General features: G+C 44.1%; 16 protein-coding genes. 12 read left to right on the top strand and 4 right to left on the bottom strand.

Annotated features, from left to right (window positions below; genetic code table 11):
- The first annotated feature begins 69 nt into the window (after window positions 1-69).
- Window positions 70-1,206 (top strand): nitrilase-related carbon-nitrogen hydrolase, encoded by a 1,137-nt coding sequence (locus tag JWG45_RS11105; RefSeq protein ID WP_205279816.1) that lies wholly within the window; start codon window positions 70-72, stop codon window positions 1,204-1,206.
- A 51-nt stretch (window positions 1,207-1,257) separates the two neighbouring features.
- Window positions 1,258-1,791, top strand: coding sequence for a DUF773 domain-containing protein (locus JWG45_RS11100; RefSeq protein ID WP_205279815.1), 534 nt, complete (start codon window positions 1,258-1,260; stop codon window positions 1,789-1,791).
- An 85-nt stretch (window positions 1,792-1,876) separates the two neighbouring features.
- On the opposite strand, the gene JWG45_RS11095 is transcribed toward JWG45_RS11100, so the two are convergent.
- A complete protein-coding gene (locus tag JWG45_RS11095) occupies window positions 1,877-2,869 on the bottom strand; it encodes an alpha/beta hydrolase (protein WP_205279814.1) in 993 nt (330 codons plus the stop codon).
- Between the two features lie 622 nt (window positions 2,870-3,491).
- On the opposite strand from JWG45_RS11095, the gene JWG45_RS11090 reads away from it, so the two are divergent.
- Together JWG45_RS11090 and JWG45_RS11085 are read left to right on the top strand one after the other, a co-directional pair.
- Window positions 3,492-3,899 carry a hypothetical protein gene (locus JWG45_RS11090; protein ID WP_205279813.1) on the top strand — a complete coding sequence of 136 codons (408 nt, stop codon included), beginning with the start codon at window positions 3,492-3,494 and terminating at the stop codon, window positions 3,897-3,899.
- 1,331 nt (window positions 3,900-5,230) lie between these two features.
- Window positions 5,231-5,791 carry a DUF2878 family protein gene (locus JWG45_RS11085; RefSeq protein ID WP_205279812.1) on the top strand — a complete coding sequence of 187 codons (561 nt, stop codon included), beginning with the start codon at window positions 5,231-5,233 and terminating at the stop codon, window positions 5,789-5,791.
- A 77-nt stretch (window positions 5,792-5,868) separates the two neighbouring features.
- Here JWG45_RS11085 and JWG45_RS11080 read toward each other — a convergent pair whose 3' ends face one another.
- Window positions 5,869-6,801 (bottom strand): thiamine-phosphate kinase, encoded by a 933-nt coding sequence (locus tag JWG45_RS11080; RefSeq protein WP_205279811.1) that lies wholly within the window; start codon window positions 6,799-6,801, stop codon window positions 5,869-5,871.
- Between the two features lie 41 nt (window positions 6,802-6,842).
- On the opposite strand from JWG45_RS11080, the gene JWG45_RS11075 reads away from it, so the two are divergent.
- From JWG45_RS11075 to mpl17, 7 genes are all read left to right on the top strand, one after another.
- Window positions 6,843-7,472: a YceI family protein gene (locus JWG45_RS11075; protein ID WP_205279810.1), complete on the top strand. Its 630-nt coding sequence runs from the start codon at window positions 6,843-6,845 to the stop codon at window positions 7,470-7,472.
- A gap of 830 nt (window positions 7,473-8,302) precedes the next feature.
- Entirely contained in the window at window positions 8,303-8,752 is a 450-nt protein-coding gene (gene rplM, locus JWG45_RS11070; RefSeq protein ID WP_069608081.1) for a 50S ribosomal protein L13, read from the top strand.
- Window positions 8,753-8,768: 16 nt separating this feature from the next.
- Complete coding sequence (gene rpsI, locus JWG45_RS11065) at window positions 8,769-9,173, top strand: 30S ribosomal protein S9 (protein WP_205279809.1); 405 nt, start codon at window positions 8,769-8,771, stop codon at window positions 9,171-9,173.
- Between the two features lie 87 nt (window positions 9,174-9,260).
- The gene (alaS, locus tag JWG45_RS11060) at window positions 9,261-12,026 is read left to right on the top strand and encodes an alanine--tRNA ligase (RefSeq protein ID WP_205279808.1); all 2,766 of its coding nucleotides are present in this window, start codon (window positions 9,261-9,263) and stop codon (window positions 12,024-12,026) included.
- A complete protein-coding gene (locus JWG45_RS11055) occupies window positions 12,023-12,514 on the top strand; it encodes a YajQ family cyclic di-GMP-binding protein (protein WP_118970186.1) in 492 nt (163 codons plus the stop codon). Before alaS ends, JWG45_RS11055 begins: the two co-directional genes overlap by 4 nt.
- A gap of 422 nt (window positions 12,515-12,936) precedes the next feature.
- A complete protein-coding gene (locus JWG45_RS11050) occupies window positions 12,937-13,506 on the top strand; it encodes a Uma2 family endonuclease (RefSeq protein WP_205279807.1) in 570 nt (189 codons plus the stop codon).
- Between the two features lie 128 nt (window positions 13,507-13,634).
- Window positions 13,635-14,030: a cell surface protein MPL17 gene (gene mpl17, locus JWG45_RS11045; protein ID WP_205279806.1), complete on the top strand. Its 396-nt coding sequence runs from the start codon at window positions 13,635-13,637 to the stop codon at window positions 14,028-14,030.
- Between the two features lie 869 nt (window positions 14,031-14,899).
- On the opposite strand, the gene JWG45_RS11040 is transcribed toward mpl17, so the two are convergent.
- Together JWG45_RS11040 and JWG45_RS11035 are read right to left on the bottom strand one after the other, a co-directional pair.
- Window positions 14,900-15,325: a lipoprotein gene (locus JWG45_RS11040; protein WP_205279805.1), complete on the bottom strand. Its 426-nt coding sequence runs from the start codon at window positions 15,323-15,325 to the stop codon at window positions 14,900-14,902.
- A complete protein-coding gene (locus JWG45_RS11035) occupies window positions 15,322-16,026 on the bottom strand; it encodes a hypothetical protein (protein ID WP_205279804.1) in 705 nt (234 codons plus the stop codon). The genes JWG45_RS11040 and JWG45_RS11035 overlap by 4 nt, the downstream gene beginning before the upstream one ends.
- A 92-nt stretch (window positions 16,027-16,118) precedes the next feature.
- On the opposite strand from JWG45_RS11035, the gene JWG45_RS11030 reads away from it, so the two are divergent.
- Complete coding sequence (locus JWG45_RS11030; RefSeq protein ID WP_205279803.1) at window positions 16,119-17,702, top strand: M16 family metallopeptidase; 1,584 nt, start codon at window positions 16,119-16,121, stop codon at window positions 17,700-17,702.
- Window positions 17,703-17,758 lie beyond the last annotated feature (56 nt).

Raw genomic sequence — 17,758 nt, 5'->3', positions numbered from 1 at the left:
ATCAGAACTCATTCTTTTTCAAAAAAATTGGGTTGAGCGAAACTGAAAAAACAAACGAAGTAGTCTGCCATGACGCTTACAAAACGAATCCTCGGTGTTTCCTTGATTCTTCTCCTCGGTTTTTATACCATCTGGTCCAACGTCGGACGAACGCCTTCTTTACAACCAATCCAAACCCGCATCGAACGAACGTTAGTCGACGGTGTCGACTCGAACAAGGGAAACATTTTGGGAATTCAACCCTGGATGTCTGCCGAAGATTACGCGAGCGCCGATCGGTTTCGGGAAAAGATCGAATCGTATCTTCTTCTGGCCGAAAAAAAAGGTTTTCTAAATCCAAAAACGATCGTGGTTCTTCCCGAATACTTGGGAACTTGGCTCGTTGTGGTCGGCGAAAAAGAATCGATATACCGAGCCGCTCGAATGAAAGAGGCGATGGAGAATCTTGTCCTCAGCAACTTTTTTTCCTTTGTTTGGAATTGGATTCAAGCAAAAGCGGAAGACAAGGTTTCCGACGCCGTCTTTCGGATGAAATCGAAGGAGATGCTTGTCGCTTATCAAAATACATTCTCCGGTCTTTCCAGGAAGTTTTCGATAACGATCGTAGCGGGTTCGATTCTTCTTCCGGAACCTTTTGTAAAAGATGGTTTTTTAAGAATCGGGAACGGCGCTTTGCAAAACGGATCCTTCGTTTTTCTTCCAGATGGAAAGGTTGCCGAGAACTCTTCTCTAAAAATATTCCCCGTAGACGACGAAAAACCCTTTGTTCGAGCGTCGACCGTTGAAAATCTCAGGATCGTTTCCACTCCTGCCGGAAAACTAGGGATTTTGGTCTGCGCTGATTCCTGGTATCCGGAGGTTTACGAAACATTCAGAAAACAGAATGTAGCTTTTGTCGTTGTGCCCTCCTTTGTGGCTCCCAACGGCGCAATGGATGCGATTTGGAAGGGTTACAACGGTTCCGAAAATCCATCCGATATTCAAAGAAGCGATATCGGAAGAATACGAGAAGGGGAAGCTTGGTTGAAATACGCTTTGGCCGGGAGAATTTCAAGTTCCGGAGCGAACTTTGGGATGAATGTTTTCTTAAGAGGTGACCTCTGGGACTTAGGTTCCGATGGAGAAACGATCTTCGTGAGCGGTTCGAGGGCCCAAACTCATCCTCGGATTTTCGGTGCGAGTCTCGTAAATCTTTGGTTGTATTGATAAGAAAAATTTATTTCTTGAAAACTCTTAAGAAAGAATTCTCTTAGTCGCATGTCTCATTCTAACTTTGAAGTCTTCTCAGAAAACTTTATCAACAAACACAAACAAGCTTCCATCGGAAAGTGGTTCGGTCTTGAATCGCTGAACTTGGATGGAAAACCCTTCGGAGCTTTTTTCCAAGGAGAACTCGTTTTAAAACTCGGTGCGGAGAAAATTGCCGAAATCATCGCGCGTTATCCGGGAGCTAAACTTTTTGATCCGTCCGGAAAGGGAAGGGCGATGAAGGATTGGCTTCAGATTCCGAGCGAATTCCAAGAAGATTGGGATTCTTTATCGGAAAGTGCGATTCTTTTCGCTCTTTCGAATCTTGGCCCGGCGCCAAAGAAGACGGCTGTGAAGAAGGCGGTTAAAAAGAAAGCTCCCGCAAAGAAAAAGAGCGCTCCTAAGAAAAAAGCCGCAAAAGCTAAAAAGGCGGCGGCGAAAAAGGCAAAACCGAAAACGAAGTCAAAGCCTAAGACGAAGAAAAAAGTCGTTAAGAAAAAAGCGGCCAAGAAAAAGACTGCGGTGAAAAAACGGAAGAAGTAGTCTTCGGAATGTTTGTAAACCTCGAGAAATAGAAGAGGTTTACAAACTCAACTTCGTAGGATAGAAATTCGTTTTGAAATTAGGTTTATTTTGTTTCCAATAATACCTTTCCGATAAAATCCTCCGTTTCTTTGAGAATTTTCTCCTTATCGCTCACCATATATTTCGAAAAAAGGACGTGATCGCCGACTTCGAGTCGAACCGCTTTATTTAGAGGGTTCGCTTTTCCATTCTTCTGAATCCTTTCAAAAGCGTTTAACATCGATTTAACGGAGGCCGATTTGTCTTGTTCCTGATCGTTCTTATAATAATAGAACATCAAGACGGGAGAGGTTATTTTTGAAAAAGGGTCCGTGTTGAGGACGAATTCCTTTAAGTCGGAGACGTTTTGAACCGCAGCGAGATACTGATCTCGATACCAGAATGCGCTCGCGGGATCTCTTTTTTGTTCGTCTGTCGACTTTCTAATTTTTCCAAGAAGAAGATGTCCGAATTCTTTTCCCCAAGAGAATTGATAGAGCCCTCCCAATGGATTTGTGAAATCGTAAAAAGGGGATGCTAAAATCAGGACATGAACTTTCTCGGGATATTTTGCTGCTAAATAGGTGGAGATCAAACCGCCCATGCTGGTTCCGATCAGAATCGTTTTTTTTCCGAGTTTCTCCGCTTCCAAAAAGGCGGTTTCCGCGTCTTGGATGATCTGATCAAAACTTGTATCTCTGTGATCTTCTAAGTTAGTTCCGTGTCCGGGAAGACGAACATAATAGAGATTCGCTTTGAGATCTTTTGCAAGTTTATCCGTTACTTCTTCGCCCTCCGCCCGGGAAGCCCCGAAGCCGTGAATGTAAAGAATGGCTACTTCGGTTTTTCCGGGAGAATAACGAACAAGTTTTTCTTCGTTTCCGGGTCTCGCTTTTTTAGAAAGACTGATCTGAAGTTTTTCCTTATAATACGTTTCAAAGTCGGAATGCAAAGGGGTCGGTTTGTATTCGTATTTAGGAATCTCCGCATAAAAAGTTACTACAAGGAAAAGGGAGAAAGCTCCCAATATTCCAAGCGCCCACTTAAGTATCTTCATTTCTCTTTTCCCCTCTCTGTTCGGATGGAACAATTCAACCGATCGGATCCTTCTCTGCAATTAAAATAAATCGAAGGATTTCTGAAGGGGAGGCCTTGTTTGGGTTTATACGCAGTTCGCCTAAACACGGCGATGGGGTGGGTTCGTGATTCTGGAGTTGCCTTGTTTGGGTTTATACGCAGTTCGCCTAAACACGGCGATGGAGTTGGTTCGTGATTTTGGAGTTGCGATGTTCGGGTTTATACGCAGTTCGCCTAAACGCGGCGATGGGGGTGGTTCGTGATTTTGGAGTTGCCTTGTTTGGGTTTATACGCAGTTCGCCTAAACGCGGCGATGGGGTGGGTTCGTGATTTTGGAGTTGCGATGTTTGGGTTTATACGCAGTTCGCGTAAACGCGGCGATGGAGTTGGTTCGTGATCTTGAAGTCGCCTTGTTCGGGTTTATGCGCAGTTCGCATAAACACACAAATATAAAAAGCCTCCGAAACAACAAATGCTTTCCCAAAGAAAATCCCGTCTTGCGAAAGGCAGATTTTATAGGAACCCTGCTCACCGTTTGGGAAAAGCTGCGGAAATAAAATATAGAATGAGATTTGTATCCTTTTTTTAATTCTGGAAAAATTATGAGACAATCAATCTTTACGTTCCGAATATTCAGTTATGGGATTATCGTTTGGGTCATCCCGTTCGTTCTTGCGATTCCATTATTTCAACTCCTTGGAAGTAATCGACTTTTCTTCAAATCGATTCTGGGGGTTATTCTTGCGCTCACGGTTGTTGTTTTTTGGGGATTGTATTTAAGAACAGTTAACTCCGATTTTCAAAAACATTCTTATTCCGCCAGCGTTCTCTGGCTGGTCTTGAGTATTGTGCCAGATCTTTTGGCGTTTATCATCGGCTTTAAAATGAACGCCTTCACCTATTTTACTGAAATCGCGATCAGTTATTTAGTGATACCGGTAATCCTTATCGGAAGTTCTTGGATCTTGGATAGGAAGCTGCAAGGTAAATCCTATAACCAAAATCTATAAATCGATATTACGTTTGTGATTCTCGGTTCCCCTTCCGGTGGAATTATAACCGTACCAACAATTTGAGAGGGAGATACAATGAGAATCGTCCCGAGAAGAGAGATTTTGTAGGAATTCCTACAAGGAAGTTTTTACTTGCAAAAAATATAATTTTTTGATAGAGGAAAGTCGCCGGAATTTTTCCGCCACCCACCCCACCACCCGAAAATCGGGCGGGGCGCGCGAATTTCACAGTGGAATTGTAGGAGTTCCGACAGATTTCCGTCCGGGTCCGGATAACTTTTGGATAAGGTTTCACGGTGGAATCTAGAGTCTTCTACACTTTCAGATCCGCGCCGGAAGCAGATCTAAAACGTCGCAAGAATTCCTCCGCTATTTTTTTTGAAAATAGATTGGATCCGGAGCCCCTTGCGGGTTTTACGAGTTCGGGAAAAGTCCCAGAGATTTCTCTTCGATGTCTGGTAGCTTACGTCCGTTTCTTTTTCACAGAAGTATCCGAGGCTTTCTAAATACTTAAAAAAATTAGAATATTTAAAATTAAGATTCTAATCAAATTAACGAAATTGAATATATATTTCCCTTTTTTTCGATTCAAGAATCAAAAAAGGAACGGCTTAGAAAACGTCTTACGATGTGGATTTTAATTTTTGTATTGGATTTTTGATCCAATGTAAAGAATCGAGAAGCCAGTTGGATGGAAGCCGGGCTCTAATAACAGCCTTGTTTCCCTGGAGGTCGAGCACGCAGTCTTGGCTGAAAAATTCCGGGGCAACTTTGTGCTTGAACTCAAAGTTCAAGCACATTCGAAACTCTCAAAGAACAACTTGAACCCCTCTATCGAAGCAAATTGTAGAATCGAATGAGAAAATTCATACAATCAAAACGCTCCTTACTAGGTCGGTTTCTTAAAATTACTTTCCTTAGAATCTCAACCCGGTCCGATCTGTAATAAGCCAAATCCGAGATTCTCTTCCGGTCGCCGGTTGCAACCGATAGGAATTTATAACTCGTGTGAATTGCATTCTTCGATACACAACATCACTCAAAGGCATTCATTCCTTCACAAACATGCGTTGAGATTTTTTATAATATTTGCGGCTCTATGTAGGATCGAGAAGAGACGTTCTCTTTTGTCCTTACAATTTCAAGACGAATCAATCCATGGAAACGTTTTTGGTTCGATTCGTTTCATTCGATCGATAAAACGAATCGGAAAGATCAAAAAAGCGGCGGATTCTTTTTCCATTTTCAGGAATGGGTTGCGCGAGAGAGAAAAGTCGATTAGAATCACCGCAAAAAAACAAGTTGGAAAAAAAATTTAGGAGAATTTGATGCCGATTTTAAATCTGAGAATTTTAGAGAATCCGGGAAAGTTAATCGTAGTCCTGGTTTTAGGTGCGATCGGACTTGCCGCTTGCGATCAAATCCATGTATATTACGGAGTTCTAAAGTATTTTCATTCCGGATTATGGGGACAAGCTTGGTGGGTGGCGCCTCAATTCTTGCTTGCAACTTTCTTTATGTATTTAGGCGCTTTCTTTTTTCGAAAAGAAAGCGGGGAATTTAACAAAAAAGATTTCGTGATTTCAACCCTTTGGTTTGTGGGGGTTTATTTTGCAAGCGGCGTCTATGCAGATCAATCTTTATTGCTTGCGGCGATCTATTTGTTTTTTTGGATTCTTAGAATCTTCTTTTCAGAGAATAGAAAAGAACTGGGTTTGTTTTCTATTCTTCTTGCGATCGCAGGCGCTATGATGGAGGGATTGATTTCTCGGGCGGGCCTTTTTTATTATACACAACCGGATTTTCTTCTGGTTCCGATTTGGCTTCCCGGTTTATATCTCCACGGAGCGTTTCTGATCTGGAATCTTGTTCCTTGGATCAGAAGATAAAAAAGCGGATTCTTTAAGGAGAGTTTTTTGAGAGAAAAACGCATCTTGGAACTCCGGATAGAAAATCCGATCCTCCATTAAGACGGTTCAAAGTGTTCAAAACCAGAATGTTCAAAATTCTTTTCGGTGTTTTTTTGGAAGTATCGAACTCCTTTCCAGGCTCCGGTCGTAGCACCAATTTTTGTGATTGATATTCCGGCTAACGTGTTCGGGAGTTCGAAGGGACTCAAGAAGAGAAGTTCCAATTCTTCTCCCGAACTCAAGACCTCTTCCAAACTCAAAAACGAAAGAATTCCCTCCGGAGAAGGAATTCTTTCCAGAAAGATTTCCAGGCCGAGTTCGGAGGACGCCGAGAGTTTGGGAAGATCCTGGAGGAGACCGTCCGTAAGATCCATACAGGACGAGACCGGAAAGTTTCGGGAGAGTTCTTGGGCCACTTTCAGTCGGGCCTTCGGTGAAAGATGTTTTTCCAAAGAAAGACTTCGGAGGGGTTCCGGCACTGAGAGGCCTTCGTTCAGAATTTTATAACCGAGTTGAGAAAGACCTACGGCGCCGGAAAGATAGAGAAAGTCGCCCAACTTTCCGCCGGAACGTTTCCAGGGAAGGGTTGAAGTTCCGACCAGAGTAAGAGTGAGATTGAGAGAAGGGGAGCGATACGTGTCTCCTCCGCAAAGTGTGATTCCATAGGAAGAAAGAGTTGTTTCGAGAGACTGCGAGAAAGGAAGAATCCATTCTTCTTTTGAGAATTCAGGGCTGAGTCCAAGGTTTAAGAATGCTTTTGTGGGAACTCCACCTCCTGCGGCGATGTCCGAGACGTTGACTTCCACGAGTTTTTTAGCGATTTCTCTGGGGCCGCTCCATTCGATTCGGAAATGGGTTCCTTCGCAGATCGTATCCGTCGTGTAGATCCGACCTTCTTCGTCCAGATAACAGTCGTCAGTCTGTAAAGATTCGGGAGGATAGAGTGCGCGGATGATTTCCGATTCTTTCAAATTCGAATTTTCCTTCAAAAATCTTGACTTTCTTTGATTTCGGATCAGTCTGAGAGACTATGAAACGAATCATTCTATTCTATTCTTTGATCCTCCTTCCATTTGTCGCCGGATTTTCAGAAGAAGCGACCAAAAACAAAAACTGTTCTTACACTTACGATCATTCTTCCACGAAGTTTGGGTGGAAGGCTTTCAAGTTTACGGAGAAGACCGGGGTCGGAGGTTCTTTCGAAAAGATTGAAGTGGACGGAACTTCGTCCGGGAAGTCTCCGGAAAAAGCTTTGAAGGGACTCAAATTTACGATCGATCCGAATACGGTGAATTCCGGGAACAACGAGAGAGACGCGAAGATTAAGTCCGCATTTTTCTTTCCTCTGAAGAAAAACGGAAAAATCGAAGGAAAGGTATTATCCGTAGAGTTGAATTCCGACAAGAAGGCGGGGAAGGGAGTGATTCAACTTCAGTTCAATGGGGTAACGAAGAAAATCGACGTGAACTTCTCCATCTCGGAAGAATCGCAGATCGAAGCAACGAGCAAAATCGAACTCGGAGATTTCAAAGCTCTTTCTTCGGTGGAGGCCCTGAACCAAGTCTGCAATGACCTTCACAAAGGAAAGGACGGAATTTCGAAACTCTGGCCGGACGTGGATCTAACGATCTCAACTAAACTCAAGAGCGAATGTAAGTAAAAAAAGTTTGGGTGGCTCCCGCGTTTTGTTCTACGGTAAATTTAGATTTTTTGAATGAACTCGCGGGATCGGGCTGTGCCGCGCTTCGGCTACCTCCTTCTCACGCTCTCGTGCCGGCCGTTGTGCCCGATCGAGTGACCCATAGGGAACGAGATCTTGAGTTCAGGAAGCAGTGGCGCTTTAGTTCAGCGAACATAAGTGAGCGGCCACTGGCCCGATCAATCGCGGTGTGAAAAACGATCCGAGTTGAGGAAACAGTGTGAAAGTTGAGTGTCCCTCGCTCCGGAAATCTTCCTTCCCCCGGAAAAGTAGTTCCGACTTTTTCAAAGTCGGTCTTCCCATTTCAAAGAATTCCCGAATGAGGCCTCTGAAAGGAGGAGTTCCTACTTTTAGAAACGTAGGTAAGATCTCACGCAATCGTTGGAACCACCAATCTTCGTGGGAACTCCACGGTTTTTGAGTTCTGGAATTTTCTCTTTTTGAAAAAGTAGGAACTCTCACATTTTGTTTCCGAGGTTTTTTCGAAAGAAACCTTTTTCTCTCCGGAAAAAACTTCCGCGATCGCGATTGAAGCGGAAATTCCAAAGGAATTGGAGCGAAAAGCGCAGTCGCGAGCCTTTTGTAAAAACGGATCTGCGAGCGAATCGCCCCGCGTCAAAAAAGAAACCTCCTTGTTCTCAAGGAGAGAAGGAAAAAAGTAGGAACTCTCACAAATCCTCAAGGGACGGAAGACCTTCCTTTTTCTAAAACGCTTCCTTTCCGGTAATTCGGTTCTTTTTTCTTGACTTTGGGGGTCAGAGCGAAAATCTGGCTCCTACAGGACGATTTTCATGTCAGTATTATCAAAAGCACATAAAACTCCTTCTCTTACGAAAGAAAATGCCGTCAAAGGCTGGTTCGTAGTGGATGCGGAAGGAAAAACCCTCGGAAGACTTGTCTCCGGGATTGCCGCAAGACTTCGCGGAAAACACAAAGCAACTTTTACTCCGAACCAAGATTGTGGAGACAACATCATTGTTATCAATGCTTCTAAAGTGAAAGTAACCGGTAACAAAGAAACTCAGAAGAAGTATTATCACCACTCTCGTTATCCGGGTGGGATGACTGAAACTTCTTTCAAAGATCTCATCGCAAAACAGCCGGAAAAGATCATCTACGAGGCTGTAAAGGGAATGCTTCCTAAGAGCAAACTCGGAGACAAAATGCTCACCCATTGCAAAATTTTTCCGGGCGCTGAACACAACCTCCAGGCGCAAAAGCCTGTGAAACTGGAATTCTAAGGAGACCGATTTAAGAATGGCACCCGCAGCAGCAAAAGAAATCTGGGCAGTAGGAAGAAGAAAAACCTCCGTTGCCCGCGTAAAAATCAAAGAAGGTTCCGGTAAAATTACCGTAAACCACAAAGATATCAAAGAATATCTTCAAAACCGCAAATCTATCATTGACGAAGCGATTCGCCCTCTGACTCTCCTGAACGTAACCGATAAGTATGATCTCAACTTAAATGTTTCCGGCGGGGGAATCACTGGACAAGTCGGCGCGATTCGTCACGCACTCGCAAGAGCGATCTGCAGAATCAAACCGGAGTTCCGTCCAGCCGTTAAAAAAGAAGGATTCCTAACTCGGGATCCAAGAATGGTGGAAAGAAAGAAATACGGTCTTCACAAAGCGAGAAGAGGAACACAGTTCTCCAAACGTTAAGTTTCTTTTTTCATTTCATTTCGTTTTTGAAATGCCTGAATCTCTTTCGTCCGAGAGCTTCAGGCATTTTTTGATTTTAGAGGTATCATGAAACGCCAATCCGTAGCGGAAATCCGCGAAATTTTCTTAAACTACTTCAAAGATAAGTCTCACAGCGTAGTTCCGTCTTCTTCCCTTCTTCCCGCGGGAGATCCCACGCTTCTCTTCACGACCGCCGGGATGGTTCAGTTCAAACCCTTCTTCACCGGAGCCGTGGAACTTCCCTACACCAGAGCGACCTCTTGTCAAAAATGCCTCCGGACCACCGACCTCGAAGTTGTAGGAAGAACCGAAAGGCATTGTACCTTCTTCGAGATGCTCGGAAATTTCAGCTTTGGAGATTATTTCAAAGAAGAAGCCATTGAATACGCGCTCGATTGTTCGGTGAATCATCTCGGCTTTGATAAGGAAAAAATCTGGGTTACCGTTTACACCGACGACGACGAGGCAGAAAAAATCTGGTTGGGAAAAGGAATTCCTAAAGAGCGCATAACGCGTCTCGGAAAAAAGGACAATTTCTGGGGACCTGCCGGAGACAGCGGTGCCTGCGGACCTTGTTCCGAACTCTATCTCGACCGTGGAGTGGAGAAGGGCGGACCGGATTGTGCGACCAGCGGAACCTGCAAACCCGGATGCGACTGCGATCGTTTTTTAGAATTTTGGAATATAGTCTTCAATCAATTCAACCAGGACACCGAAGGGAATCTTCACCCTCTCAAACAAACCGGGATCGATACGGGCTCCGGACTCGAACGCGTCGCGTTGTTATTACAAAACGTGGATTCTGTCTACGATACGGACGAACTTCGGAAGATCATTTCCTTTTACGAAGAATTATCCGGTCTCAAGTATTCTTCCGAAAACAAAACTCCCTTTCGAGTTGTGACCGATCATATTCGCTCGGTTCTCTTTTCAATCGGGGATGGAATCTATCCGGATCGAACCGGAAGAGGATACGTGATTCGCCGTTTGATCCGTCGAGCTACGCTCTTCGGAAGAAAGTTGAATTTCAACGAACCCTTTCTCTACAAACTCGTGGACAAGGTCATCGAAATCTATCAAGGCCGTTATCCGGAACTCGCAAAGAATTCGGCATCACTGAAAAAAACGATTCTCGCGGAAGAGGAACTCTTTCACAAAACTCTGGAACTTGGGCTCGAGAAGATAGAAACTCTCGTTCATAAAACAAAATCTTCCGGTCAAGCGGTCTTTTCCGGTGCGGACGCATTCTTACTTTATGGAACGTACGGTTTTCCTGCGGAGATGACCGAAGAAATCGTTGCGGAACACGACCTCTCCTTCGACAAAAAAGGCTTTCAAGAAGAATTGGAAAAGGACAGACAATTTTCCAGAGAATCCTGGAAGGTCCACAAGGTTTCTTTGATGACCGGACTCAACGTCGAAAAGACCGAGTTTTTAGGTTATTCTTCTCTATTCGAAAAAGGGAATATTACACATTTATTCTTTGATCATAAACCGACTTCCGTTCTCAAAGAAGGTCAGGCGGGCGCCATCGTTTTAAACAAAACGCCTTTTTATCCGGAAGGTGGGGGACAAGTCGGCGACACCGGATTCTTACGAAACGGAAAGAATGTCTTCAAGGTTCTCGACACACAAAAAGAGAACGACGTCATCATTCACTTCGGAGAAGTCTTGAGCGGAGAATTCTCCACAGGCCAGGATCTGGATGCGGAAGTGGAGCCGCTTCGAAGAGAAAGACTTCGCTTTCATCACTCGGGGACTCACCTCTTAAACGGTGCGCTTCGCAATTTACTCGGCGATCACGTCCTTCAAAAAGGTTCGATCGTTTCTCCGGAATATCTTCGTTTTGATTTTTCTCATCCTTCCGCTCTGACTCACGAAGAAATTCGCAAGATAGAATCCTGGGTCAACGAATCGATTCGTAAAAACTTCGGCGTTGAAACCAAAGAACTCGCGATCGACGAGGCTAAAAAAACCGGCGCCGTCGCGACCTTCGGAGAAAAATACGGAGACAAGGTAAGAGTCGTTCAGATGGGAGACGCTTCCGTAGAATTCTGCGGAGGAACTCACGTTACACATACCGGAGAAATCGGATTCTTCTTTATCAAAAAAGAATCTTCTCCGGGGGCCGGAAACCGTCGTATCGAAGGGGTCTGCGGACCAGCGGTCATCGAGACGTTCCAAAATCGTTTCGCCGAACTCACCGAAGCCGTTCAAAACCTAAATCTAAAAATCAAATCGGAGTTAGGCGAAGAAGGAAAGAATCTTTGGATCACCGGTGAAATTCCGGGTCCGACGGAGATCCGCGGAAAGTTCGAAAGAGAAGGCGCCACCGCAGTCACTTTTTTCCGAGACCTTTCCGAAACGATCGCACAGAAGATAGAAGAGAATACTTCTCTTTTTCTAAAAGCTAAGAAATCCTTCGAGTCCAGAGACTTTGAAAACAATGCTTCCGTCATCGAATCCGTCTTTGCTTCCGCAACCGATACGGGCGCCGGGAAAATTCTTTCCGCAATCTTCGAAGACAAGGATCCAAGTTCTCTCAAAGGACTTTCCGATAATCTCAAGGTCAGGGAAAAAAATCTTCTCGTGATCCTTGGAAGTAAAACTTCGGAAAGCGCGAGCGTTGTGGTCACCTGTTCCCCCGAGTTGACCTCCAAGGGAATTCATTGTGGGAATCTCGTAAAGGCGGCTTGCACGGCGTTAGGCGGTAAGGGCGGCGGAAAGCCGGACATGGCTCAGGGTGGTGGAAAGGATATTCAGAATCTGGATTCTGCGATTTCCGCCGCGGTCAAAGAAGCAAAACAAATCTTAAGTGGAGAAAGAATATGAGCGATCCATCCTTCGACGTAGTTTCCGAAATCAGCAGACCCGAACTGATCAACGCGGTCACACAGGCTCTCGGAGAAATCAAAACCCGTTTTGATTTTAAGGGTTCCAAATCCGATATCCAACTCGAAGAAGAACAACTGATTCTTACTTCCGATAACGAAGGAAAACTCGAAAGTGTCATCGACGTTTTGGTTTCCAAGATGGCGAAACGCGGAATCGGTCTGAAGAATTTCGATTTCAAATCCAAGATCGAACCTGCGACCGGTGGAACCGTTCGTATGAAAGTCAAAATCCGAAAAGGAATGGAAAAGGAACAGACCAAGGAAGTCACGAGGTTGATCAAGGATTCCAAACTCAAGGTCAACGTGACCATCATGGGAGAATCGGTTCGTGTCGTCGGAAAGAAAAAAGACGATCTTCAAGAAGTGATTCATCTTTTAAAAACTTCCGATCTTCCCTTCGACGTTCAATTTACGAACTACAAATAAAATCGTTTCACCGAGGTTTGTTCTCGAACATTCCTCGTGTGGTCTTTTCCTCGATTTTCATAAAATCAAAACCTTCGCCGTTTGCTCCGTTAGACTTTCAACCTTTCCAATCCGTTCTTTTGAAGTCCGAGTTCGGTCCAAATCTCGGAAAGAGGAGAATTGCATCCTGAGTTTTTATTTTGGAGAATTCTTTTGCAAACTTCCTTCGAAAAACGAATGAGAATATTTCCATTTGAATCCGACTCGATAAACAATCGGGGTAGACGAGAATCGAAAGAAAATAAATTTCTCAAAAACTTCTACTCCGACCAAACTCATTCCGAGATTCGGTTGACATTCGATCGTGGATGATACAAAATCTGATCTCAAAAAGAGGCTGAACTGTTCCGGCTTCAAACCCAATCTAAGAATGAGTTCTCACTATGCCAATGACCGAAATCAAAACGGATAAAGATCTCGCCAAACTTCCGGAAGGAACCTTGGCCGAACTTTTGGATGGTGAAATATTTATGGTTCCAGCTCCGATTCCCGAGCATCAAAGAATTTCCGGCGAGCTTCATTTTTATCTAATGCAGTTTGTAAGAAAAAATCAAAACGGCATTGCCCTTGCTTCTCCCATCGATGTCCTGTTAGACGAACACAACGTCGTTCAACCCGACCTGATTTTTATATCAAAGGAACGAAGTTCTATCATCCAAAGAACTCGGGTGGAAGGCGCCCCCGATTGGGTCGCCGAAATTCTCTCCGAAGGGAACGCGTATCACGATCTTAAGACGAAGAAGAAACTCTACGAAAAACACGGGGTCAAGGAATACTGGATTTTGGATCCGATGGAAAGATCGATCGAGATTTTTTCCAATGGAGAATCCGGTTTTAAACTCTTTGCGTCGGCGACTTCCGGATCCATCTCTTCCGTTCTTCTCAAAAACTTTTCCGTGGAGTTGGAAAGGATCTTCGGAAAACCGGATTCCATCAGCCAGTTTCAAATTTAATTCCTGTTTCGTTTTCCGGGATTTCTCAAGAAATAGGCGCAAGATTTCGTGGAGTCGGAGGTCTAACTTTTAGAGAAGTGAAGAATCCTTTTCTAAAACAAATCCTCGGACAAATTGGTCAAACTAGTATGAAAAATTTTATCCTCGCCACTGTTCTTTTAAGTTGTGTTTCCTTCGGAGTTTTTGCCGAAGAGGAAAGTCCGGTGAAGTTCAAACTGGAGAAAAGTTTTGGAAATTCTTATCTCTTAAAAATCGTTCATCCGTCCAATTTCGGAATTCAAAAAGACGCGCCTCATAAGATTCTTCTCAACGCGGGTAAGGGCGTAAAGGTGGAGAAAGCGAATCTGACGGTGAAAGGAAAAACTTCCGAAAAGAAAAAGGAATACCTTGCTTCGGTCGATCCGATTCAGCTTACGGTGACTGGAAAAGGGGATTTGGAAATTCACGGTAAGATCTACTACTGTAACTTCGACAAGAATATCTGCATCCCCGGAAAGATCCAACAAGTGGAAATCATTCAGTAACGTTGCAGTCCTGAAACATCCTTTCTTTGGAAAGGATGTTTTCGCTCCGAGAAACGGTTCGTCTTGGGAAATGCCCAAAGCACGATTTTAAAAGCCCGGAAAGTTTTCGGAGAAAAAGGATATTTTGAAATCGAAAACTTTCCCCGAAAAAACACTCTCGATTTTTCGAATCTTCTTTTCCGAGCAACAAGGTTCCTTCTAAAAGGTGAAAGATTCCTTTTCTTCCTCTTCTCCTTTGGCTCCGTTCCTAGATAACAACGGTTGCCTCCAAGAAAAAACCGTTTCGGATTCAAATTTCGTCTCGTATCGATTTTGCAAAATCAGAATTCTCTCTGATCCAAGAAAACTCCACCGTGTCACTCGTGATTTTGTAAATGCCCTTTGAAATTTTAAGGGAATTCTTTCCGAAGTTTCCCCTGTTTGAGGACGACTTCGTTTTTTTGGATCCGAGTCGTCCGTTAGCCGCGGTTCGTTCGAGTTTGAATTTTGAGATTCGGAGGGCAACGCGACGAGAATGCCGATCATCGAGTCCGCCTCATTGTATCCCTCGTTTTCGAGGGGCGGATGAAAATGACCGGAATCTGCATCGGTAACATCGTTTAGAAAAATCAAAATTGAAATCCAGAGAAGGATGTTTTACAGTCGATCGCTGGTGGGAGGGTTCATAAAAGAAACATAAAATTCTAATATGTTTGCGATTGTCGATCTAAAAGGAGGATACTTCCTTTATTAAAATTTTTAAGGTCAATTTTTCCGATACAATCGATTTGAAAGTCGAGGAGAGTCTGGACCGTCTCGGAAAAGTTCGTTTGAAAAAAACGTCGATCGTCGGACAGAATTTCCAACCGCGAGTCGAGATCGATTAGAGCTTATCTTTTCAAAGAGGATTTCAAACCGGGAGATTGGACCTGAAACAGAAAGTAGGTCTTTCCATGAATCGCACCCGATGACTTGACGATCTTTCCCTTGGTCTCGACCAGTTCTTTGATGACGATTTTATCGGAAGAACGAAACGTTTCCCCTTTTTCGGCGATCAAAAGATTGATCGCTCTTTTGCGGGCTAGGTCCTGTGCGTTTTCCTGACTTCCTTCCAAAGACGAGATGACTACTTGAAACGTATCTCCGTTGATAAAACCTTCGGCCGCCTTGATGTATTCGTCCGCAGAGTTCGAGTTCGATTCTTCTTGAACCGTGGTCGTGGATTCTTCCCTTCCATTTTCAACGGGTTTCCTCGCACCGGAAGAACATTCGATGAAGAATAAGATCGATAGGATGCAGAAAAAAACAAGTCTCATGGAGCCTCCGGCGTTTCTTGTTTAGAGATCGGTTGAATTCCCTTTCGTATCACGTTCGCATACAAATCTTTCTGAATATTTCTATAAATGAAAGTACAATTCGCGGGGTCGCTATAGTCTTCCCGAAAAAGAAACATGGAATTTAAAAACCACGCAAAGGTTCCTCTGTAAAGCAAAACGTCTTGGCCTAAAAGTTTGGCTTTCTCCTTTTCTCTTTCTGCGGCCCTGGGATCGGGAAACGAAGAGTTCGCGGAAGTACTAGTCGAAGACGCATAGGGATTGAAGGTCTGATTCGAAGTGTTGGCGGAAGTCCCCGAAACCGCAACTCCTCCGGGTGTGGCGCTTACCCCGGTCGTATTCGAAATCTGAGAAGGAAGGGCCGGGTTGGTATTGTTGTTTGTCGGGTCCGATTGAAGGCTTCCGTAACGACTATCGTTCTCTCGGATTTCCTTGATAAGAATCGATACCGCCATTTCGTCTCTTTTTGTTTCCGCGATCTTTCTACACTGTTTTCTCAATTCTAAAATTCCTACGTCCTTGGTTGGAAGAGAAACTTTGACAAGAATCTGAAAGAATTCTCGGGAAATAAAACCTGTGTCCTTTACGTTTTCCAAAACCTTCTGTCTGTATTCCGGATCCGCGGGAACGCAGGAAAAGAAGAATAAAATCGCGATTCCTAAAAACAGATGGTAAGACCGCATGAGACAATCATTTCCCGATCGGAAGTAAAAGGAAGCAGGATTTTTTTAGTGAACTTCTGGACACCAGGTCCCAAAGAGGAAAGACTGTAAGCATGAGTTTCAAAAAACCGATTCTTAAACCTTGTTTGATTTTTGGAATCTGTCTCTTTTTTTCCTTCGTGTCCTTGTCCGCGGAAGGTTCCATTTTTTCGAGTCTCAAGAAATCCCTCGAAGAAAAAACAAGAACCTTTCAGATGGATAACGGTCTGCGAGTTCTTATGATGAAACGGGAAGATTCTCCCACGATCGCGGTCTATTCCAAATTTTTAGTCGGCTCCGCGGACGAAACCCCCGAGATCGCAGGAACGGCTCATCTTTTGGAGCACATGCTTTTTAAGGGAACCAAAAACATAGGAACCACGAACTTCGAAAAAGAAAAACCTTACTTGGAACAAATCGCAGTTTGGGGAAAACGTCTGGACGAACTTCGCATCCGGGAAGCGGAGATGAAACTAAAAGGTGAAGAACCTTCGGCGGAATTTAAGAGTCAAATCGAAACCCTTCGCAAACGTTTCGGGGTTCTTTTGGAATTACATCGTAAGTTCGTTGTTTCCAACGAAGACAATTTTATCTATTCCCGAAACGGGGGAGTCGGCTTCAACGCTTACACTTCGAACGACGTTACGAATTATCAGATTCTTCTTCCCGCAAATCGTTTGGAGATCTGGGCAAAACTCGAATCCGATCGACTCAAAAATCCTATATTAAGAGAATATTATACGGAAAGAGAAGTTGTCTTGGAAGAAAGGAGGATGCGCGTCGAAAACAGAGGTATGGGAATTCTTCGCGAGAAATATATGGACGCCGCTTTTCCGGAAAATCATCCGTATCGAATGCCGGTCATCGGTTATGAAAAAAATCTCGGATTCTTAGATCTCGAAAAGACCCAAAACTTTTTTAAGAATTATTACGATCCTCAGAGAATGGTGATCGCCGTCGTAGGATCTTTGGACTTTGAAAAGACCGAAGCAATTCTTCGTAATTACTTCGGAGATTTGAAAAAAGGAAAACCGGTTCCTCTGAAAAAAATTCCCGAAGTCGGTTTTGCGGGACCGAAGTTTGTTTCCGTAACACACCCGAGCAATCCATCTAAAATTATCGGATTTAATAAACCGACATTCCCTCATCCCGACGACGCGGTCTTCGGTATCATCGACACTCTTCTCGCCGATGGAGAATCGGGTCGTCTTTTTAAAAGATTGGTTTTGGAGGAACAGATCGCGCAGGGGGTTTCCTGCTGGAACGGAGATCCCGGCGATCGGCTTTCCAATCTTTTTTCGATCTACATCACGAACAATCAAAACGCGGATCAGAGAAAAGTGGAGAATGTGGTCCAAGAGGAATTGGATCGTTTAAAAACGGAACCCGTCACAAAAGAGGAACTCTTTCGGATCAAAAATCAAATCCTCGGAAGTTATCTGAGAGGTTTGGACGACAACGGAAAACTCGCCGACGTTCTTTCTCTCTTTCAACTTCTCTACGGAGATTGGAAGGAACTCTTAAGAGGTTACGAAGAATTGGACGCGGTCACTCCCGAGGACGTACAAAGAGTCGCGCGTAAGTATTTCGTTCTCGAAAACAGAACGATCGCCGATCTCAACCCTCCCGTCAAAGAAACAAAAATTTCGGAAAAATAGGACTCGAACGAAAATAAATTCATGAAACCTTATATTCAAAAATTCTACTTTATTCT

It is taken from the genome of Leptospira ainlahdjerensis (genome assembly GCF_016919175.1).
Lineage (GTDB): Bacteria > Spirochaetota > Leptospiria > Leptospirales > Leptospiraceae > Leptospira > Leptospira ainlahdjerensis.
This window is presented reverse-complemented; position numbering and strand designations above follow the sequence as displayed.